The organism is Paenibacillus periandrae, assembly GCF_022458865.1.
GTDB classification, from domain to species: Bacteria; Bacillota; Bacilli; order Paenibacillales; family NBRC-103111; genus Paenibacillus_S; species Paenibacillus_S periandrae.
Genome location: NZ_JAJNMU010000003.1, coordinates 227,090 through 250,780 on the forward strand (window position 1 = coordinate 227,090; position 23,691 = coordinate 250,780).

The window sequence follows — 23,691 nt, forward strand, 5'->3', positions numbered from 1 at the left end:
GGAAATTCGGTTTACTATTTGAATAACAGGAGTACATACAATGCCGATCTGGATTCGATCATTACTAGGAATCAACAGAAGTTTCCGAGTGAAGCTGATTCTCAACTTATCTGTCATTATATTGCTGGCTTTTGGCGTAACCGGATATTTGACGTACCAATACAATATGAGGCTATTTGAGGAGGAAATCAGCAAGCAGTTTTCGAGCACGAATCAAGAGGCACTGGCCAAGATGGATCTTAAAGTACTGGAGATTATGCGAATTTCGCAAACGGTAGTGTTTAATCCGCAAATTGAAAAGATGATTAGACAAATCAATTCGAATGAGGGCTCTGATGCATTCAGCGTATATTATGATAAAAAGCAAATTGAGGATCAGATTTTTCAGATTAAAACCGATGCGCCTTACATTACCGGGATGTATCTGTATGATCTGGATGGAAACTCTACGTACTTCAAATACACCACCTCAGCGATCAACACTCTCGATCAAGATGTGTTTAGAGTCATTCGCTCGAAGCTTGATGATACCTATGGAGATCTGATATGGATGAATATGGCCTTGCCAAGCTCGATAGAGCCGAGTGGGCTTAGGAAAACGATTATTACGTCCCGATTGATGAAAAATAGCAACTTAAATACGTACGGTGTGCTGGTCATCACGATAGACGAATCTTTCTTTTCCAGTGCGCTCAAAGAATTGACGAAGGAAGGGACAGGTGATGTCCACTTGTTCAATCCTAATAAGGAGCTGCTTTACAGCAATTCACCGCAGGACTCGGAGGCAAGACTTCAACAGCTGAGAAGCCTTAATGAAACGGAAGTTATCCATAATGATATGTTTGTTCAAGGCGAATCGAAAACGACTTCATTCAAGCTGGTGAGTGGTACTTCATTGACAGAAATTCAGAAAAAGAATCGCGACATTTTCCAAAGAATTGTATATTCCGGTTTGATCAGCATTTTGCTCACGAGCGGTTTAATTGTGCTGTCCACGGGAAATTTGCTGAGACCCCTTAAAGATTTGTTGCAAGGACTGCGCAAGGTACGGTCCGGGGATTTTGAAGCGCGAATCCAGATTCGAACGAAAGACGAGCTGGCATACATTGCAGAGAGCTTTAATAATATGGCGGAGCAGGTTGAGCGGTTGATCAAGGAAGTGTATATGACCCAGTTAAGCGAGAGAGATGCTGAGCTTAAAGCGCTGCAGGCGCAGCTGAATCCACACTTTTTGCATAATATGTTTAACGAGATCTACTGGAAGCTGTATTTGCAGAATGAGAAAGAAACGGCGTCCTTAATCGCAGCGATATCGGAAATGTTAAAGTATTCTTTAATGCCCGTCAAAACCTTAACTACCGTGAGAGAGGATTTGCAGCAGATCCGTAATTATGTCAAGCTGCAGGCGGAGCTGTTTGAAGCGGATTTGGAAACCATTATCCATGCGGATGAACAAATCCTCGAATGTGAAATTATGCGTTTTCTGATTCAACCGCTTGTCGAAAATGTATTTGTCCACGGATTCCGTAACAAAGTATCACATAAAATCCTTTTGATCAAAGCACGCAGCCTTGGCAGTTTTCTGGAGATCGAAGTGACGGATAATGGCTGCGGTATGGAGGAATCGGTCATTTCTTTGCTGCTAAGGCGGGAAGGGACTTCCTTGCCACAACGTTCGGACGGGCGGGAAAGCCTTGGAGTGAGAAGTGTCGTAAGAAGAATCGAGCTCATACACGGTCCGCCTTATCGCCTGGAGATTGTTAGCGGACTTGGAAGCGGAACCACGATGCGGCTTATATTGCCCAACATCAACATTCAGAAGGGAGAACAGGAGCATGCTGAAAGGTAAAGTATTGATTGTGGAGGATCAGCCTAATTTTCGCAAGGGACTGACCAAGATGCTTGAGGAGGGGAAGCTGGGATGGCAGGTTGTCGGTGAGGCCGGGAATGGACAGGATGCACTGGAGCTGCTCGACCAGGTCAAGCCGGATTTGGTGCTTACCGATATCCGCATGCCGATTATGGACGGCATTGAGTTCGTCGGGCATTTACGCCGCAGCTATCCGGATATGCTGGTGATCATTTTGACCGGGTACAAAAATTTTGAGTACGCCCAGGCTGCCGTACGTCATGGAGCACTGGATCTCTTGATCAAGCCGTGTACAGAGCAAGATGTGCATCAGGTGATGAACAAAGCGTACGAGCGGTTTTATGAAAAGGTTGCACTGCTGGAGAAGCAGCAGGTGCAGCACAAGCAGCAGCAGGATCAGGAGCTGCGTGCGGCATTAATGGACTTGCCTTATTCGATGGCTATGTCCAGCAGTCTGGACGAAATCTTGATGGGCCAGGAATTGTGGCTGCTGAAGTGGGTTTATGAGAACACGGCCATTCATCATTACGGGAAACATGACATGAGTCTGCTTCAGTTTGCTTTCTCCAACATTGTCGAGGAATTGGTGAAAGAAGCGGGAATTCACGCAAGACTACTGCTTGTTGAGCACGAACGATTTGTTCTGATCGCGGAATCGGATATGCTGGACGAGAGCTTGAAAGCAGCGATTCGGGCTGCATCGTTACAATATTTAAAAATTCGGATTGAGATGCTTTCGATGGGGGCCGCACCTACTGCCAAACATTTGGCTGGCTTATACAGCAGGTTCAAAGGGCTTGATTACGAATCAGCAGACCCGCACGCTGCAAGCGAGGGCATAGGGGGTTATGGTACAACACTGTCATCCAACCAGGCCCGAGTCAAGGAATTGGAAGTTCAACTGATGTCTGCGATATTGATGGGTCAGGAGGATAGTCTTCAGCAGCTGCTGGATCGACTGGTTAAGGAGCTGTCCGGCAAATCACCGGAAGAGATGAAGATAGGAGCATTATCACTTTCGATTGCTTTGCTGGGAACGATACAGAAGCAATTTGATCCTGATGAAAACAGCCTGCTGCCCAAAATCCCCAGTGATATGCCGGAGGCTGACTGGACTCCAGAAGAGGTTACCTTGTGGGCAAGCGAGCAAGTGGAGAACTTTTTGCTGCTGTTCAATAACTGGCAGGCACTCAAGAATGACAATTTGATCGAGAAAGCCGTCAAATATATTGAAGACTATTATAATGAAGCTTGCAGACTGACAGATGTAGCGGCATATGTGCACCTCAATGCAAGCTACTTCAGTGTATTGTTCAAGAAAACGGTAGGTGAGAGCTTTACCCGCTTTGTCACACGAACCCGTATGGACAAGGCGGCCCTGCTGCTGCGCAACACCGATATGAAAATTTTTGAGATCGCTTGTGCAGTTGGATTCGATGAACCGAACTATTTTACGAATGTGTTCAAGCAGCAGTACCAAATGACACCTAAAGAATATCGGAATTATCGGGTACCCGAATAATGGGTTTTAACCAAATATAAACAGATACCCAATGAAATTATAGATTCTTCTATAATTTTTCAAGGGTTTTTTTTGTAAAATCTCTTATGATTAGGTTACAAGAAATGAATGAAGGAGTGAAACATAAGTGAGAGGAAGTACCCAAGGAGACTCCCGTAATTCAACAATGGCTCTTCGCAAGGCCTCGTCCCTGCACCGAAGAAGAAGATTGAAGCAAAATATCCCATTGTTTATGATGCTGATTCCTGTGTTTGCCTTTTATATTTTATTCAAATATTGGCCTATGGGCGGTCTTGTTATCGCTTTCAAAAATTACAATTTTGCAGATGGCATCCTGCATAGTCCATGGGTAGGCATGAAAAATTTTAATATCCTGTTCTCCAGCTCCAATACGCTCCGAATTATATGGAACACCTTTTGGCTCAGCTTTTTGAATTTGGTCATCGGATTCCCCGTACCTATTTTTCTGGCGATCCTGCTTAATGAGGTCAGAAAAACCTGGTTTAAAAAATGGGTTCAAACGATCATTTATTTACCGCATTTTTTCTCGTGGATCATTGTATCCGGTATCGTGCTTTCGTTATTTGCCACTGACTATGGCTCGATCAATAAGGTGCTCAAGCTGTTGTCGATAGAACCGATCACCTTTTTGTATGAGTCTAATTCCTGGGTTACGATATTCGTTGGTTCCGGCATTTGGAAGGAGATGGGGTTCAGCACCATTATTTACTTGGCGGCCCTGACGACCATTGATCCTTCCTTGTACGAATCGGCTGGCATGGATGGTGCCTCCAAGTGGCGGCAAATATGGCATATTACACTTCCTGGCATTCGCCCAACCATCATTTTGCTGCTTATTCTCGCTATGGGCCGGTTGATGGAGGTTGGCTTTGATCAAGTGTACAACCTGCAGAATTCAGCGGTTGCCGAGGTGTCCGAGGTCATTAGCACTTATATTTATAAAATCGGTTTGGGTAGCTCGCAATTTAGCTTAACGACTGCTATGGGGCTGTTCGAGTCGATTATTGGCTGTACGCTTGTGTTGATCGCCAATCATATTGCTCGCAAATTTGACCAGGCTTTATTTTAGAAGGGAGTACTGCATGAAAGCAACCAAAGGAGAAACCATTTTCTATGCCGTCAACTATATTCTGCTCGCGGTAATTGCCTTAACCTGCCTGCTGCCCTTTATCCATATTATAGCCTTATCGCTAAGTGATCGTTCATCGGTGGAATCGGGACATGTTTTTTTATGGCCGGTAGGCATGCAGTTTACGGCTTACAAGATTTTTTTCATTACGAGCCCAGCTTTTACAGCATTCAAAAATAGTATTATGATTACGGTTGTCGGCGTCACGCTAAGTATGCTGGGTACGGTACTGGCTGCTTATCCCTTATCGAGAGGTTATTTAATAGGACGTCGTTATTTTATCCTGGCCATGGTGTTTACGATGCTGTTCTCCGGGGGATTAATTCCCACTTATCTTGTCGTCAAGAACTTGTCCTTAATTGATTCCTACTGGGCGATCTGGCTTACCGGATTCATCAGTACGTACAATATGCTGCTCATGCGAAGCTATTTTGAAAATATTCCTCATGAGGTGGAAGAATCTGCTCGTATTGACGGATGCAATGACGTATCGCTGCTGATCCGAATCATACTGCCATTGTCGCTTCCGATGCTGGCCACATTGGCCCTCTTCTATGGAATCAATTATTGGAATACGTTCATGAGTGTGTTGATGTACATCAACAAAAGCCAATTGCAAAATTTGACGGTAGTCGTCCAAGCGATGCTGCAAAAAAACGATCTGTTGAATTCCCCTTCCCTTAATTCCGATGAGCAGCAGATGGTTGCAACCGAAATGGTCAAATCGGTAGGCGTCGTCGTGCTGGTAGTTCCGATGCTGGTGGTGTATCCGTTTCTGCAAAAATATTTTGTGAAAGGCGTTATGCTCGGCTCCGTTAAGGGTTGATCACGAGGGTTGTCCAGTTTAACAAAACTAACCAATATAATTTCAGGAGGCGTTTGTATGAACAGAAAGCTATGGATGGGAATGACCTTGGGAGTCGTAGCATTAGGCACAGCACTGGCTGGCTGCAGCAGCGATAATAAAGAAGGGGCACAAGCCAACAGCACAGATGGGGCAGCAGCGAATAAACCGGCGGCAGCGACGACAACGCCAGCTCCGGCAGCCACAGCCAAACGCGGAGATGTAACAGTTACGATGTATGATCGTGGAGCCGTACCTGCTTCGGAGGGAAATTATGAGGATAATCGCTGGACCAAATGGATTAATCAAAACGGGCCAGCCAATGTGAAGTTCGTTCCCGTGCTGCGCAGCGATTCAACAAAAAAATTAAACGTACTGTTCGCGTCCGGTTCTGCCCCTGATATTATTAACGAGTATAATACGCCGTTTCGTGGCAGCCTGTATGATCAAAAGCAGCTGATGCCTATCGATAATATTTTACCGTCTATGCCTGAATACCAGAAGCTGCTGACCCAATATCCACAGTTGAAAAAAGCAGGGACCAAGCCGGATGGCAAGATATACGAGATTGGCAAGGTGAAGGAAGCTACTCCTGCGCATATTTTATTGATTCGCACGGATTGGCTGAAAAAGCTGAATCTGGCGATGCCAACCACAACAGATGAATTATTGACCGTTGCCAAGGCATTTGCCGATCAGGATCCGGATGGTAATGGCAAGAAGGATACATATGGGTTGAACATGAGCACATATTCAGAGCAAGCAATTAATGAAATATTCGGCGAGAGCTCATCGAGCACTTTGTTGGCTTGGGACATCAAGGATGGCAAGGTTGTTCGTGCCTGGGATAAGGAGCTGGCTTCCCTTACCTTCAAGAAGCGTCTATACGATGAAGGTCTTATCGATAAGGATTACATCAACGATAAAGACGGCGCCAAGGCGAAGCAGGACTTTTTAAATGGCAAAATCGGCATTTACGTCAAATATTCCGGTGGCTGGTATGATTTTGTTATGAACGATATGACAACGCTCAGGAAAAACGTGCCAGGAGCTGAAATAGCGCCGTTAGCTTATCCGAAATCACCGCTTGGGACATTCACCGGAGCGATCGATAATCCGATTCAGATGACGACCGTGATTAATGCGAAGGCGAAAAACCCGGAAGCGGTTGGACAATACCTGAACTTTATGATGAAACCTGAAAATGCCATGAGATTTAAAGTCGGAGACGAAGGCACTCATTGGAAGAAAGGCGCTAATGGATGTCCGCAAACGATTGATCCTGCCAAGTCGAAAAATGAAGTTGGCTATGCTGAAGACTACACCATGTTCTTTTCTTCTGGTGTTGACAAATGTACATTTGTCTTGAGTGGCTTTAATCCGGAGGTGCCTGAGCAAAAAGCAGGTATGGACATGTATCGAGAAGTCCAGAAGTCGTATTTCGATTCGAAAAGAGAATATCCAGGTATCACCCTTGGTGATCATATGCCTGTGTATTCTACTGACCTCAACTTGATCAATACAACCATTCTTAAAGAAAAAGGCGATATTTTTGTCAAAGCTATTATTAGTGGAAGCAAATACAGCCCTGAACAGGCGATTAAGGATTCACAGGCTGCCTGGGATAAAGCGGACGGCAAAAAGCTTGAGGAATTCATGAACAAGTGGTATTCCGAAAATAAAGACAAAGCATTCATGGCTAAGGATGTTTATGAAATTGTGAAACAGCAAATGGAGCAAGTGAAGTAAATTAGCGGGATAGACCAGATTCACCGGGAGCTGGACATGAAATAGCGGGCTGGCGGTACATGCCATGCTCGCTTGAGTGCCCGGCTTCTTCTTATCGGTTGTCTAAAACATGAGGAGGATTAATGTAATGAACAAACTACAAGTAGCTATCATCGGTTGCGGCGGTATTGCCAATGGCAAGCATTTGCCCAGCCTGAGTAAAATAGATCAGGTAGAAATAGTTGCTTTCTGTGATCTTATTGCGGAGAGAGCTGAGCAGGCCGCAGATAAGTATGGCAATCCGGGGGCAAAGGTATTTAAAGATTACCGTGAGCTGCTGGCGAATCCATCTATTGATGTTGTTCATATCTGCACGCCTAATGATAGTCATGCCGAAATTTCTATTGCGGCTCTGGAGGCCGGCAAGCATGTCATGTGTGAAAAGCCGATGGCCAAAACGGCTGCGGATGCAAGACGAATGGCGGAAGCCGCCAGGCGCACGGGTAAAAAGCTGACGATCGGCTATAACAATCGCTTTCGTGCGGATAGTCAGTATTTAAAAAAAGTTGTTGAAGAAGGTGAGCTGGGACATATTTATATGGCCAAGGCCCATGCGGTTCGCAGGCGCGGGGTTCCGACCTGGGGCGTATTTTTGGATGAAGACAAGCAGGGTGGGGGTCCACTCATTGATATCGGAACCCATGCACTTGATTTGACCATGTGGTTGATGAACAATTACGAACCTAGGGTGGTGCTCGGCGTCACTTACCATCAGCTCTCCCGCAAGCAGAATGCAGCTAATTCCTGGGGCTCCTGGGACCCGGACAAATTCAAGGTGGAGGATTCGGCGTTTGCGATGGTCATTATGAAGAACGGCGCCACCATTATGGTTGAAGCGAGCTGGGCGTTAAACACACTCGATACCAAGGAAGCCAAATGCACGCTTTGCGGTACCGAAGGCGGGGCTGATATGCAGGATGGCTTGCGTATCAATGGAGAAAAGTATGGTCGATTGTATGTGAATCAGCTTCAGTTTGAGGCCAAGGGTGCAGACTTTTATGATGGCAAGAAGGAGAGCATGTCGGATAAAGAAATACGTATGTGGATCGAAGCGATTATCGATGATAAGGAGCTAATTGTAACTCCAGAGCAAGCGTGTGTAGTTTCAGAGGTACTGGAAGCTATCTATGAATCCAACCGAACAGGGCGCGCTGTCTATTTTGACGAGTCTAACTGAAAAGAGGCCTTCGGATATGCTAAAATTAGCGATGTTAAGCTTCTGGCACGTACATGCCAAGGATTATATGCGTCAAGCTGTTGAACATCCGGATACGCGAATCGTAGCGGTCTGGGATGAGGTTCACTCCCGGGGCAGGAGCAAGGCTGAGGAGCTTGGCGTTACCTTTTATGAAAATCTGCATGAGCTGTTGGCTCAGCCGGACATTGATGCTGTTATTGTGGTTGCCCCGACGACCAAACACACGGAGGTGATCCTGGCGGCAGCTCAGGCAGGCAAGCATATTTTTACGGAAAAAGTGTTGGCTGTGACTACAAAGGAATGCAAAGAAATCCTGGCTGCCGTAGCTGCCGCCAATGTTAAGCTTATGGTCTCCCTGCCTCGGTTGAACATGGCATTTGCGCAGAAGATTCAAGCGATCATACAGGAGGGTTCGATAGGGATCATTACTTCTATACGGATGCGCCTTGCTCATAACGGTGCGCTGCCAACCGAACAAGCTCCTCATGGAGCACTGCCTGCGCATTTTTTCAATCTGGAGCAATCCGGTGGTGGAGCCTTAATCGACCTTGGTTGCCATCCGATGTACTTGGCCCGTTGGTTCCTGGGTGTCCCGTCAGGCGTTAGCGCAAGCTTCGGATACATCACTGGAAAAGAGGTGGAGGATCATGCGGTATCCATCCTGCACTATCCCAATGGAGCACTAGCCATGGTTGAAGCCGGATTTGTTAATAGTTATTCTCAATTTGTCGTCGAGGTGCAAGGAACCGAAGGAAGCATTACGTATTCAAGAAGCGACAATAAGCTGTTTGTTCGAGGCTCAAGGTTTGAGGGAGATGCGGGCAGCGGGTGGCAGGCCGTAACAAATATGCCGGCTGAGGCCCCTTCCGCATTCGAACAATGGGTAACGCATATTCGGGAGGGTACGACAGCAACGGAAAATATACAAATTGCGCTTGATTTGACCCGTTTAATGGAAGCTTCCATCCTATCGGCTCGATCGGGTACTGTATGTCCGCTCAGTCACCTTACTGAGTAAAAAACTAGTGGAGGCCATCAAATGCTGAATAAAGGGGAATATTCTTTTTCTACATGCTGGAATATTAAGAGACATACGGTAGGCAGGGATATGATTGAGGAAATCAAGGAGCTTGGCTTCCGAAATGTGGAGCTTAATTATAACGTAACTGAAGAGCTGCTGGCCACGATAGAACCGATGATTGAAAGAGCGGAGATCGGCATTTCCAGCGTCCATAACGTCTTTCCTTTTGTTAATGACAAAGATTACGATACGGATTCTGTGCTGCTCGGATACGATGATGAAGACAAGCGGAAACGCTCTGTAGAGCTGCTGATACGTTCTATGGAATATGCGGTTCGTTATGGTGCAAAAGCCGTCGTGGTGCATCCGGGAGAAGTACCTTTTGCCTATAACATCGATTCGGAATTAAAAAAGCTGTATCGGGATTATGGTAAGGACGCACCTGAATACCAAAAGCTGTGGAATGAAATGCTCGACCAACGTGACCGCATGAGCGCACACTATTCAAGACGGATTCAAGACAGCTTGGAGGAAGTGAGCAATCATGCCGCCATGCGAGGATGGAATGTAGCTATTGGTATCGAAACGCGTGCCCGTTGTTATCAAATGCCAACACTGCTGGAAGCCAAAACAATATGCGATAATCTCAAGGGAAGCCCGGTTTCCCTATGGTACGATATTGGACACGCGATGATGATGGACCGGATGGGCTTATACGATAATCTTCAGGATTTGCAAGAGGTTAAGCGCTATATCTACGGTGTTCATATCCATGAAACGGTGGAGCTGTCCGATCACTATTGCCCATATGTGCACAGCAAGGATCTGCATTTTTTTGACCACTTCCTGGAAGTGATCGATCTCGCACAAGTGAAGGTCTATGAGCTCAAGGCGGTATGTCAGCCTGACGAAATCCATGAAAGCCATAATCTCATCACTCACAAGATTGCAGCTCTTACCCAAAAGGTGGATTGATATGGACCCCATACTGACGAAGCTGTTTCAAATGAATGACGATTGGACGGAGATTTCGCTGAGCAGGCAGGTTACCGATGCCAATTCCAAATATTATGGCGGGATCATGGATCCCCATAGTGGTATTCCAAAGGCTAACCATCTCGGTACCCCTGCGGTAATGGCAGCATGGACAGCGGCACTTGTCAATCCGAAATCACGGTATTTCCGTGATGCGGGGCTGCTTCGCGCGCTCAGTCGAGCTGCCGTATTTATGCTGAACCGTCAGCATGCCGATGGCACCATAAGTCTCGGCTCCACAAACTTTAATTCCCCGCCGGATACAGCATTTGTCGTGGGCGGTGTTACCCAGATTTATCGTCTTCTGCAAAGGCAGGAATGGTCTGAGGCGATGGCCGCGTTAACCCCCATACAGCTGTTTCTGGAGCGCACCATGCCAGCGCTGCTCACCGGAGGCTGTCATACACCTAATCATCGTTGGGTGATGACAGCGGCGCTTGCCCAGCTGTACGAAATATTCACAATACCCGAGTTAATCGCTCGTGCGGAAGAATGGTTGGCAGAAGGCATGGATATTACGGAGGACGGGGAATGGACCGAGCGCAGTAACGGTATTTATAATGTCGTGAGCGATATTTCCCTGTATCATACTGCCCGCGTCTTGAACCGTCCAGACCTATTAGCATACGTCCGGCGAAATTTGCGTATGATGGTTTATTTGATTCATCCGTCCGGCGAAGTGGTTACGGAATATTCCGGTCGGCAGGATCTGGGTCAAGTGTACGATATGTCCAATTATTTCTTGATCTACCGTTTGATGGCAATTCATGATCGTGATCCGCTTTTTGCGGCTATGTCCGATTACGCCGCATCGCTTATGACCAGATACAAAGAAGGCGTCAATAACCATCCGCTGACAGGTGTTCTGTTATTTCCATCCGATCTGAATGGGCTGGCTAGAGCGGAATTACCGGTATCTTATAAAAAGATCCTTAATGCGTCTCATCCCTTACGTGAACATCTGAATATGGCTTTAGCGGCGGGAAGTGCTGTACAGCTCGAGCACAGCAGCATGCACATGGCGTTCGGTGCTCCGGTTATCCGGATCAGAGAGCTTGAAGATAGTGTGACGATGATGGCAAAAGCTCCGGCATTCTTTTCGCTTCGTCATGGAAAAGCACGATTGCTTGGCGTCAAGCTGTCTACCTCATTTTCTCCTGGAGTCGTCAAATTTGACGAGTTAAGTGAGACGGCAGACGCTTACAAATTAATCCAAACCTTGGAAAAGGGCTACTACGGACCGATACCGAAGTCTCTTTTACCCGATCTTCCGAATCGTGAGCAGCTAAGTCCCTGGTATTTATTGCCGCATCAACAGCGACCGGTCACGCATCTGCAGCAGCAGACCTTAACGGTAGACATCACACAAGGTGCTGCGGAGTGGAAAATCCATATTCGCTCCGATGAGCGAGAGGATGTGATGATGCAGCTAACCTTTATTTTTGGAGAGGAGGGCAGCATCGAGGGCAGCGATATTGAAGATCGAGGGAAAGGGAGATTTATGCTGAAAAGCGGATCATTTACGTATACGGCTGCAGGAAGTGCACTTGAAATTTCATCGGGTGCATACGAGCACTGGCTGCCCGATATTCGCAATGATGATCATCCAGCAGGCTGTCAATATGTTCATGTGAATGTAATAACACCGTTGGACCGGATTTTCACGATTCGGCTGCTGTAAGAGATAGGACACATTTAAGCAGACTTATCATGTAAAAGCTTATATAATAGACGGCTGCCATCATGGGGCCGTCTATTTTTTATAGTCTTCAAACCGGTTGCAACGATTCCCCGTGCACAGCGGATTTTATGAGGAAACGGTTGTATATTGTGACGATCTGCTGATGCCCTGCTTCTATAATAGTATAAGATGTGGGAAGCTTTGAATAAAACCTGGGGAGGAACAAAGGATGTCGAAACATCGTATTGTGGTTGTCGGCTGCGGCAATATATCCAAGGCCTGGATTGCATACACGCTAAAGCGAGACGATTCCTCAATCGTCGCACTCGTCGATATGCATCTGAACCATGCTGAGGCGGCAAAAGCAAAGTATAAGCTGGAATGTCCTGTGTATACAGATGTGCGGGAAGCGATAAGGAAAAATGAGGCAAATCTCGTGTTCGATCTTACGATCCCCGAAGCGCATTGTGCCATAACAACAGCTGCTTTCGAGGAAGGCTGTCATGTTTTCGGTGAGAAGCCGATGGCGTCCTCTATGGAAGAAGCGGCGATTATGGTCAAGGCTGCGGCCGATTCAGGCCGGACCTACGCGATTATGCAAAACCGGCGTTACCTGAAGGAAATGATGGCATTCCGCGATCTTGTACAATCCGGTACGGTGGGTCCAATTGGCTTCGTGACCTCGGATTTTTTCCTGGGGCTGCATAATGGCGGCTACCGTGAAACGATGGACAATCCGCTGCTGCTCGATATGGCGATTCACACCTTCGATCAGTCGCGTTTTATAACAGGTCAAGATCCGGTGGCTGTTCACTGTACAACGTTTAATCCTGCCGGTTCCTGGTTCGCCGGCGCTGCGGCAGCGATCTGCACCTTCGAGTATGAGGACGGGTCCTGCTATTCGTATCGTGGGTGCTACAGTGCGGAAGGAGCTCCAACCTCATGGCAATCCAGCTGGCGTGTCGTCGGCTCCAAGGGTACGGTGATTTGGGACGGACGTACTGCACCTTATGCGGAGATTGTGATACCGACGGAGGAAATCGTTCACGAGAATAAACACAAACGCATCACACCAGAGCTGACATGGACAGGACAGGAGCAGCAGGCGGGATGTCTGGATGAGATGTTTGACGCATTGAACAAGGGTCATATTCCTTCTACGGTATGCACAGATAATATCAAAAGCCTGGCTATGCTGCATGGCGTAATTCGCAGCTTGAAAGAGGGCTGCAAGGTGCGGATTTAAAATGTACATTCGAAATTCGGAAGTGCTTGATTTGGGTATCGCTTAAATTAACGATCTTCTATAATATAGGGAATAAGTGGGATACATAGAAAAGATACAAAGAATAGATTGAATTGGAGGTACATCCATGTCCAAAGTGAAGCAGCTATCCGCGCTGTTGTCGTCCATGCAGGTGATTGACCTGTCCCATACATATGAGGAAGATATGCCTGTTGTTCTCTCGCATTCACGTTACTTTCACACGCTGTGGGACTCGTTCGAGACGGGAAGTATTGCATTAGCTTACCAATTGATTATGAATGAACACTGCGGAACGCATATGGATGCGACCGCGCATTTTATTCAGGAAGGTCATCCGGCTCATCAGTATATGGATGAAACGCCGATCACGCAATTTTACGGGAGGGCGCTGACGCTCGATTTCTCTCATTATAAAGAAAACGATCTGGTGTCGGCGGCGGAGATTGAACAATGGGAACAGGACAATGTACGTATTCAGGCGGGGGATATTGTGTTTTTCCGCTTTGGCTGGGATAAGTATTGGGTACCGCGGACGGTTAGTCTGCAGTTCAGTAAAGCGTGGCCCGGTATTAGCGGTGAAGCTGCGCAGCTGCTGGTGGATCGTGGAATCAAGGTTGTCGGTTGCGATGCGATTGCCATTGATGGTAAGGCTTCACAGAATGCGCCAGCTCATTATACACTTTTAGGCAATGGCGTCAATATTGTTGAAAATCTGACCAAGCTTGAGCAGATCATCGGAGAGTCTTATGTAGTTATTGCTCCGCTAAAGGTAAAGCAGGGCTCCGGTGCTCCGATGCGGGCGCTGGCGTTTAAATAAATATCTTTTATATAGCTGAATTTGAAAAGGAGCACAAGCATGAACTACAAATCGAAGCTCGGGCTTGGCGGGCATTCATTTATCGAGGCATTGGGCAATGATCCTGTGGCATCCTTCGAGGAGCAATGCAGCATCGTTAGATAGCAGAGGGTACAATCAAGCGGGCTGCGTTGGGTATGCTGCGATTGAAGGACCTCGCTTATGTAAAAAGTGGTTCTCCGATTTCTTGCGTGCTCGCTCCCTATAATGCATTCCGTCGCGATGCTGAGTATACATTCCGCAAAGCAAAAACGATGGGGCTCGAGGTTATTGCCATGTCGCCATTTGTTCGCGGCTGGAAGCTCGATGAGCTTGGTGAGGATAAATTAAAGGCGGCCGATATTCTTCTTCGCTGGGCAGCGCATAGCGAACTTGTTGATCTCGTGATCGTATCCATGCGTAAGAGCGAATGGGTTGTGACTAACCTCGATACGCTTAAGCGTGGTTCATTAAGCCGGGAGGAAGCAGATCAGCTGGAGAGCTGGGTTCAACGTTTGAGCAAGGACTGACCTCGATCCTGCTCAGTTATCCGGGTGATGGCGAAAGAAGCAGCTTACGAATTGAAAATGTTGTAAAGTAGGACAAGGGGTTGAGCAGAGGTTATTTCTGCTTAACCTTTTTAAGTATGATCAATGAAAATGAAATGAATCGTGTTATTGTTCTTTAACATCATGTATGGTAGTCTCGTTAAGCAATTATCAAATATATAATAATAAAGAAGGTAACTGGGATGAGTGTATTCGTACGTGAAACGTTTTTTTACAAAAGATTTGTGCTATTAACGCTAATGATCGGATTGCAAAACATCATCACCCTGGGGGTTAACCTATCGGATAACCTGATGCTGGGCGGCTACAGTGAATCGTCGCTTTCGGGTGTAGCGCTTGCCAATCAGATTCAGTTTCTACTGCAGATGCTGGTGATGGGAGCGGGCGAGGGCATGGTGATTATGGCATCACGTTATTGGGGTGCCAAGGATATAGGCTCCATCAAAAAGGTGATCAGTATCGGAATGCGCCTTGCAGTTCTATTGAGCGTCGTTATGCTGGCCATCGTCTTTTTCTTTCCCCAAGGCTGTTTGTCGCTTTTTACTAATGATCAGAGTGTAATTTCTGAAGGGATGGCGTATCTCAAAATTATTTGCTTTTCCTACGTGTTTTTCGCAATAACGAATATTCTGCTCAGCTCCTTGAGGAGTGTAGAGACAGTCAAGATCGGGTTAATGGTATCATTATCTACGTTAATTATTAATGTGTGCTTGAATTATGTATTGATCTACGGCCATTTTGGATTTCCTGCTCTGGGAGTGAGCGGCTCTGCGATCGCAACATTAATTGCACGAATTATTGAAACTGTAGTCGTTTGTGTGTATATCAAGCGCATCGATACCAAAATATTATTGAAGCTGAAGGACTTCTTTTCTATCGACGCGGTTTTATTCAAGCAGTATATCAAAATCGGATCGCCGATATTGCTTTCGAATGCCTTATGGGCAGGCGCGATGGCTATGCAAACCGCTATTTTGGGACATATGGGGGGTCCGGCCATTGCAGCCAACAGTATCGCGACGACCATTTTCCAGCTGATATCGGTAGTCATCTTTGCATCGGCCAGCGCTTCAGCCATACTGATCGGCAAAACAATCGGCGAAGGACAGCTGGATAAAGTGAAAGCTTACAGTAAAACCTTGCAAATCCTGTATGTGTTTATCGGTTTGGGTACGGGCTTCATATTGTTTGTGACCAAGGATTATGTGATTAATTTATATGCGATTTCTTATGATGCCAAAGCTCTTGCTCTGCAATTTATGACAGTGCTGTCGATCACCGTAATTGGAACCGCCTATCAGATGCCATCCTTGACGGGTATTGTGAGAAGTGGTGGAGACACCAAATTCGTGCTGTATAATGATTTTATTTTCATGTGGCTGGTTGTGCTTCCGGCTTCAGCACTTTGTGCATTTGTATTTAATCTGTCTCCAGTGGTCACGTTTATGTTCCTGAAGTGTGATCAGATATTGAAATGCTTTGTGGCCATTGTCAAGGTCAACCGGTTTAAATGGATTCGTGTTTTTGACCGCTAACATTAACGAATAGGGATGATAAATAACCGATCGAGATCCAGGCAATAGCCCTGGGTTCGATCGGTTTTTTGTTTCCAGAGAATGAAGAAGCTGGGAGGGAACGCTATATGTTAGGAGATGAAAAAGCATCGAGAGTTAACTTTAGTTAATAGTAGGATTCATTTCTAATTGCTAACATGGTCTGTGGTGTAAGGTTTTTCGGAGAATGAACAGACACGAACCAGGGCCAAGCTGGAATTCATAAGTTGGCGGTTGGATGCAGACATATGGAGGAGAGAAGAATGAAGCAATTAGGGAAGTTATTACTTTGCTGGATACTCATTCTGGGCGGGTTGTCATTGTTCCCAGGGAATGGGGCGCATGCATATGGTACGGTCGTTCCGCAAATAGCAGCAGGGTATTACCACAGTGTAGGGCTGATTAGTGATGGGACCGTATGGTCGTGGGGAAGGGGCGACTTCGGACAACTGGGTAACGGGGAGACTGTGAGTCGAGCCGTTCCGAGGAAAGCAACAATCTTAAGCGGCGTCAAGACAATTACTGGAGGGGTACGAAGCAGCTTCGCGGTGTTAAACGACGAGAGCGTGGTGGCTTGGGGTTCCAACAGCAACGGTCAGCTGGGAGATGGTACGACAACAGATCGAACCCTTCCTGTACAGGTAACGGGTTTAAGTCATATTAAGGCGGTCTCTGGAGGTGTCGCTTATCATACGCTTGCTCTGGATGAAGATGGACATGTATGGGCCTGGGGGAAAAATGATAATGGCGAACTTGGTGATGGGACGACAAGCCAACGGACAAGTCCTGTGCAGGTCAACGGTATAAACCATGTAACGGCCATCGCAGCAGGGGGATATTTCAGCCTGGCACTTAAAGATGACGGTACGGTTTGGACGTGGGGATTGAATGATAATGGCCAATTGGGAATAGGCTCGACCGCGCAGCAGATTTCGCCTGTACAGGTACCAGGTCTCAGCCATGTCACGGCCATTGCTGCAGGAGGTAATCATAGCCTCGCACTTGATGTTGATGGGAACGTTTGGGCTTGGGGACAGAATAGTTATGGTGCATTGGGGGATGGAACGGTCACGAATCGAAAGATTCCAGTGCAATTAGCTGGACTTAGCAACGTGACGACCATTGCCGGAGGTGGTTTTCATAGTCTTGCTATAACAACCGACGGAAGCGTGTGGTCCTGGGGGCTTAACAATTATGGTCAGCTAGGAGATGGGACGACAACCCAACGTAATTCACCCGTAAAGGTGCCCGGACTAAGCAAGATGAAGGCAATTGCCGGAGGCGGATTTCACAGCTACGCGATGAAAGCGGATGGTACAGTCTGGTCGTGGGGCTATAACGGCAGTGGCCAATTGGGAGACAATACATCTACGAATCGTTTGTCACCCGTACAAAGCAAGGCAGTGATGGATGCAACAGCTCCAACCTTGAACAGTGGAGTGATCACAGCATCCTCCTTGACTACTACGAGCGCTGCTTTAAGCTGGACGAAAGCAGAGGATAACATGAGCGAGCAGAATGCTCTGCAATATTTGGTATACCGTTCTATGAGCAGCAACATCCAAACGGTAAACGATATGGAAAGAAAAGGAACGGCACTAGGTACCTATACGGAGGATATAGGAAGATTGGATGTAACGGGATTGCAGCCGGGCACGACCTACTACTTCAACATCATTGTCAAAGATCTCGCAGGTTATAAGAGCGCCTATACGATGCAGACGGTCACTACAAATTCAACCTACACTGTGACCTATAGCGCCAACGGTGGCACAGGAGGAAGCGTACCAACCGACAGCAAAGCTTATGCGCAAGGAGTGACGGTTGCCGTATATGGCAACACGGGGAACCTGAGCAGGCCGGGATACACCTTCGCAGGGTGGAACACACGGGCAGATGGAGGTGGAACAGGTTACGCGGCTAATGCGACATTCGGCATGGGCACATCCAATATTACGCTGTATGCGCAGTGGACGGCCATTCCGAATAACACCTACACCGTGATTTATAGTGCCAATGGTGGAACAGGAGGAAGCGTACCGACCGACAGCAAAGCTTATGAACAGGGAGTGACGGTTGCCGTATATGGCAACACGGGGAACCTGAGCAGGCCGGGATACATCTTCGCAGGGTGGAATACACAAGCGGATGGAAGCGGAATGGCTTATGCTGCTAATGCAACATTTGGCATGGGTACGTCCAATGTCATACTTTACGCTATGTGGACGGAAGCAGCGGATACGACCGCACCCACGGCAATCAACTATGCACCCAATAATCGTGCAGTTGGGGTGAGGATTGGTACGAGTCTCGTATTGGCCTTCAGCGAGAACGTAACGGCGGTTGCTGGCAGAAACATCATGATCAAGAAGGTGCTGGACAATAGTCTCGTTGAGACGATTGCAGCAACCGATACATCGAAGATTAACGTATCGGGGTATACGGTTACGGTCCATCCAGCAGTGAATTTATCCTTTAATACCGCATATTACGTGCAAATCGACGAAGGTGCGTTCAAAGACCTAACAGGTAATCGCTTTGCAGGTGTTGACGATGCAGCAGCGTGGACCTTTACTACAGAGGTAGGACCGGACACAACCACACCCAGCAGTGATGCGACTTTAATCGCTTTGAATATATACGCAGGCACGAATCAGATAGCAGTCAGTCCGGTGCTAACAAGAGGCACGACGGAATATACAGCGAGTTTGACGAATAACATGTCGTCGGTTACTGTGGTAGCGGCGGTTTACGAAAGTCATGCCAGTGTGACGGCGAATGTGTACGACAACGCCAATGCGCTTGTACTTGATAAGGTTAGCCTGACAAGTGGACAGGCAAGTGATCCGTTACCAATGAGCGTGGGCAGCAACCGGATCGAACTGGTTGTAACCGCGCAGGATAGCACGACAAAGAAGTACACGGTGACGGTATTTCGGGCGAGTTCAACGGCTGGAGGCTCGCCAGGAGACTCGTCCGACAGTGAATCATCGAGCGATTCGTCCGGTAGTTCATCCAGCACCCCATCTGACGGAATGAAGGAGAGCATGCAGGAAACGCAAACGGGTTTGGGGGTGACTGTGAGTGGTCAGCTTCAGGAACGGATGGCGAAATCCTCGATCACGAAGGAAAACGGGCAAACCGTAATGACTGTGCAAGTGGATTCGAATAAATTGAAAGCGCAGCTTGACAAAGAGGGAGAACGGCCTGTAGTTGTTATTTCAGTGACACAATTAGTCGACAAGGTTGCTGCAGTACTGACCGGGGACCTGGTGAAAGCTTTGGAGAAGAAACAGGCTCTACTGGAAGTCCAAACGCCCAATGGGAGCTATAAGCTGCCGGCAATGGAAATCCAAATCGATCAATTATCGAAGCAATTGGGAGAGCAAATACCGCTAGCTGATATTGAGATCCATGTGGACATAGCCAGGAGCGATGATGACAAGGCCCGACTCATCAATAATGCGGCAAATCAAGGGCTATTTACCGTTGTTGCTCCACCCATCGACTTTATAGTCAAGGCCTTGTATAAAGGTAAATGGATTGAAGTGGGCACGTTTAGTTCCTATGTGGAGCGGGAAATTCCACTGCCGGATAGCGTGAATACGAGAGAAATCTCAACTGCCGTGGTATTGGAAGCAGACGGAACGCTCCGACACGTGCCAACACGTGTTGAGGCTCGCGACGGGAATCATGTTGCGGTTATTAGCAGCCTGACCAACAGCACCTATTCGCTTATTTGGCATCCGATTAGTTTTAAGGACCTCGAAGGACATTGGGCGAAAGAGGCAGTGAACAACTTGGCGTCGAGCCTGATCGTGAGTGGAATAGATGGAATCCACTACAGACCGGATACAGCCATTTCCCGCGCCGAGTTTGCGGCAATTATGATACGGGCGCTCGGTTTACCCGAGAACGGAAAAATCACTGCTTTTACGGATGTATTGTCCACAGATTGGTATGTGGGTGCGGTAACCAAAGCGCATGAGTACGGAATCATCGAAGGATACGCAGATGGGACATTCGGTCCGACAAAAACGATCACACGTGAAGAAGCACTGACTATGATCGCTCGCGCAATGAGGCTCGTTGGACTTGAAGATAGCGTAAGTGCTGCAGAGGCGGAAACCATACTATCCAGATTTGCGGACAACGCAGCGATTGGCGAATGGTCCAAACGAGCGGTTGCTGCAGCCGTGAAGGGTCAATTAGTCAGAGGCTCCGAAACCGGATTAATGCCGAGAAACGAAATGACAAGAGCGGAAACGGCGGCAATTATTCAGCGGATGCTGGAAACGGCCAATTTAATCGATGGTAAATTTACCCAATAATCAACCTATCATAGGGCTATTCCTGAGTAGAAGTACTTGCGCAGGGAAGCTCCTTTTCTTTATTAATCAGGGTTGGATTTTCAATTTTAGAAATAATGAATATAATAAGAGGAAGTATTAAGGTGCAAGCAATCAATCATACGAGGTGAATCATGAAAGCTTATTTAGATCTTCTTAGGGATGTTTTAGATAACGGTACACAGAAGGGGGATCGTACGGGTACAGGGACGATTTCCGTTTTTGGAAGACAGATGCGAATTAATCTTCAAGAAGGCTTCCCGCTCTTAACGACAAAGAAGCTTCATATCAAATCCATTGTTCATGAACTATTGTGGTTTTTAAGCGGCAATACGAATATCAAGTATTTACGTGACAATGGTGTGAGGATTTGGGACGAATGGGCTGACGAAGAAGGAAATCTCGGTCGGGTCTATGGTGCGCAGTGGAGAACATGGCTTGGTCCTAATGGACAAGTTGTTGATCAGATTACGAATGTGATTGGGCAAATTAAAAGCAATCCGGATTCGCGTAGACATTTGGTGAGCGCATGGAATCCTGCAGAAGTCGATGGTATGGCTTTGCCGCCCTGCCATTATGCTTTTCAGTTTTATGTAGCGAACGGCAAGCTGTCGTGCATGTTTCAGATGAGATCGATCGATACGTTTTTGGGGCTCCCCTTTAATTTGGCGTCGTACGCACTGCTAACCCATATGATTGCGCAGCAGTGTGATCTGGAAGTCGGGGATTTAATCTGGACGGGCGGCGATACGCATATTTACTTGAATCATTTGGAGCAGGTTGAGCTGCAGTTGACTCGAGAGCCGTTCCCGCTGCCAACACTTCATATCAAAAGAAAACCCGATTCGATCTTCGACTATACGTTTGAGGATTTTGAATTTGTCAGCTATCAGGCACATCCGGGGATCAAGGCCATTATCGCAGTTTAAGCTTAGCTGCTAATCGAACAAGGGGGATCATCATGACCATATCCTATATTTTCGCAATGGATGAAGCAAGAGGTTTTGGCAAGGATAACCGGATGCCATGGTATTTACCAGCGGATTTTGCTTATTTTAAAAGAACGACTCTGGAGCATACGATTCTGATGGGACGCAAAACGTTCGAATCGATTGGCAATAAGCCTTTGCCCAAGCGGCACAACGTGATTATGACCAGAGACGAGGACTATACCGCAGAGGGCTGTGATATTGTCCACACGGTCGAGGAAGCATTGGAGCGCTTTGGACACGGCGGCAGCTGGGAAGGCAAGGAGCTGTTCGTCATCGGCGGTGTTGAGGTATTCAAGCTGTTCATGCCGCATGTGGACCGAATGTATATCACAGAAATAGCTCATCGCTTTGAGGTCGATACGTACTTCCCGGAAATCAATGAAGCCGAGTGGCGGGAAGTCGCCAGAGAAGCCGGGGTCACAGATGAAAAAAATGTGTACGAGCATGATTATGTCATCTATGAGCGTATCCAACCGGCGGGCGAACGGAGTTGATTATATGAAGAGACTCTGGGGAAAGCAGGCTGTCGCGGCAGTGATCGCTGTTCTTATGTTGGGCTGGATAGCGCCGGCTCCAACAGCCGCGGCTAGCGGTTCATTACCGCTGCAATCAACCGTTGTTCAGGCGAACGGTAAAAGCTTTACGATACAATGGACGACAATCGATTTGTCGGACCCGCATCTTCGTGTGATGCCGGTAACAGCGGCAGAGGGGATTGGTCATGTGGAAAGCTTCGCAACCATGATCGATCACAGTGGCGCTGTGGCGGCTATTAACGGAACCTTTTTCGATGCGTATGAGCAGGATGAGAGTTTAAGGCATCCGAATGGCTTACTTGTGGAGTCCGGCAGCTTTGTACGGTCAGGTGACAATGTATCGCTTGGTATCCGCACAGATAAGTCAGCGTTGATTCATCGACTGGAGACCGCTCTTACATTCAAAGTCAAGCATAACAAAAGTGTATATACCGTATCGCCGTGGGGAACGAACACTTATTATGGTGATGAAGATCTGGATCAGGTAGTCGCGTATACCCGTCATTTTGGTGAACGGATTGACCGGACGGGCGGGATGAAGGTTATCATCGAAAATGGGCGGATTACGAAGATGACCGAGCAAGTGGCCGACGTTCCTGAGCAGGGTTATGTGATCTTTGTAGGGCATTCCAGCAATAATGACAAGAACCTGCTGCCGCATCTTCATGAGGGCGACGAGGTGGAGGTCGAGGCGCTCATCGTGGATGGGAACAGCGGGGTCACGGAAAGCTTGCCACAATCGTGGGACACGGCTATGGGTGTCGGACCGAAGCTGGTGACCGATGGACAGGTTGATATCGATTATGCGAGAGATGGCTTCGATGATCCGAGAATTACAAGTACAGCCAATACCCGCAGCTTTGTCGGTGTAGACGGGAATGGCCATCTGCTGATGGGGACAATTTCCGCGGCGACGGTTGCAGATATGGCACAGGCACTTGTCCAGCTCGGTTTAAGAGAGGCAATGAACATGGATGGCGGCGCCAGCTCTGGCTTGTATGTCGAAGGAGCCATGAAGCGTACGCCGGGAAGATTGCTGAGTAATGCTCTGATCGTGAAGCGTTATAGGGACCCACAGGTTCAGGTGACCGTGAACGGAAGCTTCGTGCATGAATTTCGTGGCTTCATTAAGCAAGATGTGACGATGGTGCCGTTTCGTGGCATTTTTGAACGGATTGGCGCTGACTTTCATTGGAATGAGCAAGAACGGGTGCTGACGTCCAAACGTGGTTCCATCGAGCTCATGCTGCGGCCGGATGTGCCTGAAGCGACAGTGAATGGCAAGTCCATCCAGCTCGATCAGGCACCAACTATTGTGGACGGTCATATTTATATTCCGCTTCGTTTTGTCGGGGAAACGCTGGGAGCGAAGGTTGGCTGGGAGCAAGGGCTGTATCGGGCTACCCTGGATTTGAAGTAGGTGTAAGAGCAGGCAGTGCTCGGAAAACGAAGGAATGAATACTGCGATTTTGGCGCATCTT

At 47.5% G+C, this 23,691-nt stretch carries 17 protein-coding genes; all 17 read left to right on the forward strand.

Going from position 1 to position 23,691, the window contains the following annotated elements; genetic code table 11:
* Positions 1 to 40: 40 nt before the first annotated feature.
* The 17 genes from LRL21_RS06015 to LRL21_RS06095 all read left to right on the forward strand — a co-directional run bounded on the left by LRL21_RS06015 (position 41) and on the right by LRL21_RS06095 (position 23,630).
* Positions 41 to 1,849 carry a sensor histidine kinase gene (locus LRL21_RS06015; RefSeq protein ID WP_240414852.1) on the forward strand — a complete coding sequence of 603 codons (1,809 nt, stop codon included), beginning with the start codon at positions 41 to 43 and terminating at the stop codon, positions 1,847 to 1,849.
* Entirely contained in the window at positions 1,836 to 3,392 is a 1,557-nt protein-coding gene (locus LRL21_RS06020; RefSeq protein WP_240414853.1) for a response regulator transcription factor, read from the forward strand. Before LRL21_RS06015 ends, LRL21_RS06020 begins: the two co-directional genes overlap by 14 nt.
* A 166-nt stretch (positions 3,393 to 3,558) precedes the next feature.
* Positions 3,559 to 4,482, forward strand: coding sequence for an ABC transporter permease (locus LRL21_RS06025; protein WP_240415083.1), 924 nt, complete (start codon positions 3,559 to 3,561; stop codon positions 4,480 to 4,482).
* A gap of 13 nt (positions 4,483 to 4,495) precedes the next feature.
* Positions 4,496 to 5,368: a carbohydrate ABC transporter permease gene (locus LRL21_RS06030; RefSeq protein WP_240414854.1), complete on the forward strand. Its 873-nt coding sequence runs from the start codon at positions 4,496 to 4,498 to the stop codon at positions 5,366 to 5,368.
* A 57-nt stretch (positions 5,369 to 5,425) separates the two neighbouring features.
* Complete coding sequence (locus LRL21_RS06035) at positions 5,426 to 7,135, forward strand: extracellular solute-binding protein (protein WP_240414855.1); 1,710 nt, start codon at positions 5,426 to 5,428, stop codon at positions 7,133 to 7,135.
* 127 nt (positions 7,136 to 7,262) lie between these two features.
* On the forward strand, positions 7,263 to 8,351 hold the full coding sequence (locus tag LRL21_RS06040; protein ID WP_240414856.1) for a Gfo/Idh/MocA family protein: 1,089 nt from the start codon (positions 7,263 to 7,265) through the stop codon (positions 8,349 to 8,351).
* A 16-nt stretch (positions 8,352 to 8,367) separates the two neighbouring features.
* Positions 8,368 to 9,390, forward strand: a complete 1,023-nt coding sequence (locus LRL21_RS06045; RefSeq protein WP_240414857.1) for a Gfo/Idh/MocA family protein — start codon at positions 8,368 to 8,370, stop codon at positions 9,388 to 9,390.
* A gap of 21 nt (positions 9,391 to 9,411) precedes the next feature.
* Positions 9,412 to 10,368 carry a sugar phosphate isomerase/epimerase family protein gene (locus LRL21_RS06050; protein ID WP_240414858.1) on the forward strand — a complete coding sequence of 319 codons (957 nt, stop codon included), beginning with the start codon at positions 9,412 to 9,414 and terminating at the stop codon, positions 10,366 to 10,368.
* Between the two features lies 1 nt (position 10,369).
* A complete protein-coding gene (locus LRL21_RS06055) occupies positions 10,370 to 12,109 on the forward strand; it encodes a hypothetical protein (protein ID WP_240414859.1) in 1,740 nt (579 codons plus the stop codon).
* A 229-nt stretch (positions 12,110 to 12,338) separates the two neighbouring features.
* Positions 12,339 to 13,355, forward strand: coding sequence for a Gfo/Idh/MocA family protein (locus LRL21_RS06060; RefSeq protein ID WP_240414860.1), 1,017 nt, complete (start codon positions 12,339 to 12,341; stop codon positions 13,353 to 13,355).
* 127 nt (positions 13,356 to 13,482) lie between these two features.
* Positions 13,483 to 14,193, forward strand: coding sequence for a cyclase family protein (locus tag LRL21_RS06065; RefSeq protein WP_240414861.1), 711 nt, complete (start codon positions 13,483 to 13,485; stop codon positions 14,191 to 14,193).
* A gap of 176 nt (positions 14,194 to 14,369) precedes the next feature.
* Positions 14,370 to 14,741 (forward strand): aldo-keto reductase family protein, encoded by a 372-nt coding sequence (locus LRL21_RS06070; RefSeq protein WP_240414862.1) that lies wholly within the window; start codon positions 14,370 to 14,372, stop codon positions 14,739 to 14,741.
* A gap of 221 nt (positions 14,742 to 14,962) precedes the next feature.
* Positions 14,963 to 16,315: an MATE family efflux transporter gene (locus tag LRL21_RS06075; protein ID WP_240414863.1), complete on the forward strand. Its 1,353-nt coding sequence runs from the start codon at positions 14,963 to 14,965 to the stop codon at positions 16,313 to 16,315.
* A gap of 281 nt (positions 16,316 to 16,596) precedes the next feature.
* On the forward strand, positions 16,597 to 20,664 hold the full coding sequence (locus tag LRL21_RS06080; RefSeq protein WP_240414864.1) for an RCC1 domain-containing protein: 4,068 nt from the start codon (positions 16,597 to 16,599) through the stop codon (positions 20,662 to 20,664).
* Positions 20,665 to 20,816: 152 nt separating this feature from the next.
* The gene (thyA, locus tag LRL21_RS06085) at positions 20,817 to 21,611 is read left to right on the forward strand and encodes a thymidylate synthase (protein WP_240414865.1); all 795 of its coding nucleotides are present in this window, start codon (positions 20,817 to 20,819) and stop codon (positions 21,609 to 21,611) included.
* Between the two features lie 32 nt (positions 21,612 to 21,643).
* The gene (locus LRL21_RS06090; RefSeq protein WP_240414866.1) at positions 21,644 to 22,168 is read left to right on the forward strand and encodes a dihydrofolate reductase; all 525 of its coding nucleotides are present in this window, start codon (positions 21,644 to 21,646) and stop codon (positions 22,166 to 22,168) included.
* Positions 22,134 to 23,630, forward strand: a complete 1,497-nt coding sequence (locus tag LRL21_RS06095; RefSeq protein ID WP_240414867.1) for a stalk domain-containing protein — start codon at positions 22,134 to 22,136, stop codon at positions 23,628 to 23,630. Before LRL21_RS06090 ends, LRL21_RS06095 begins: the two co-directional genes overlap by 35 nt.
* The last annotated feature ends 61 nt before the right edge of the window (positions 23,631 to 23,691 follow it).

Coding starts and splice junctions, on each gene's coding strand:
- LRL21_RS06075 (WP_240414863.1), top strand. CDS start 14,963: ATGAGTGTATTCGTACGTGAAACGTTTTTTTACAAAAGATTTGTGCTA.
- LRL21_RS06095 (WP_240414867.1), top strand. CDS start 22,134: ATGAGCGTATCCAACCGGCGGGCGAACGGAGTTGATTATATGAAGAGA.
- LRL21_RS06090 (WP_240414866.1), top strand. CDS start 21,644: ATGACCATATCCTATATTTTCGCAATGGATGAAGCAAGAGGTTTTGGC.
- LRL21_RS06025 (WP_240415083.1), top strand. CDS start 3,559: ATGGCTCTTCGCAAGGCCTCGTCCCTGCACCGAAGAAGAAGATTGAAG.
- LRL21_RS06015 (WP_240414852.1), top strand. CDS start 41: ATGCCGATCTGGATTCGATCATTACTAGGAATCAACAGAAGTTTCCGA.
- LRL21_RS06080 (WP_240414864.1), top strand. CDS start 16,597: ATGAAGCAATTAGGGAAGTTATTACTTTGCTGGATACTCATTCTGGGC.
- LRL21_RS06065 (WP_240414861.1), top strand. CDS start 13,483: ATGTCCAAAGTGAAGCAGCTATCCGCGCTGTTGTCGTCCATGCAGGTG.
- LRL21_RS06055 (WP_240414859.1), top strand. CDS start 10,370: ATGGACCCCATACTGACGAAGCTGTTTCAAATGAATGACGATTGGACG.
- thyA (WP_240414865.1), top strand. CDS start 20,817: ATGAAAGCTTATTTAGATCTTCTTAGGGATGTTTTAGATAACGGTACA.
- LRL21_RS06035 (WP_240414855.1), top strand. CDS start 5,426: ATGAACAGAAAGCTATGGATGGGAATGACCTTGGGAGTCGTAGCATTA.
- LRL21_RS06070 (WP_240414862.1), top strand. CDS start 14,370: ATGCTGCGATTGAAGGACCTCGCTTATGTAAAAAGTGGTTCTCCGATT.
- LRL21_RS06060 (WP_240414860.1), top strand. CDS start 12,339: ATGTCGAAACATCGTATTGTGGTTGTCGGCTGCGGCAATATATCCAAG.
- LRL21_RS06050 (WP_240414858.1), top strand. CDS start 9,412: ATGCTGAATAAAGGGGAATATTCTTTTTCTACATGCTGGAATATTAAG.
- LRL21_RS06040 (WP_240414856.1), top strand. CDS start 7,263: ATGAACAAACTACAAGTAGCTATCATCGGTTGCGGCGGTATTGCCAAT.
- LRL21_RS06030 (WP_240414854.1), top strand. CDS start 4,496: ATGAAAGCAACCAAAGGAGAAACCATTTTCTATGCCGTCAACTATATT.
- LRL21_RS06020 (WP_240414853.1), top strand. CDS start 1,836: ATGCTGAAAGGTAAAGTATTGATTGTGGAGGATCAGCCTAATTTTCGC.
- LRL21_RS06045 (WP_240414857.1), top strand. CDS start 8,368: ATGCTAAAATTAGCGATGTTAAGCTTCTGGCACGTACATGCCAAGGAT.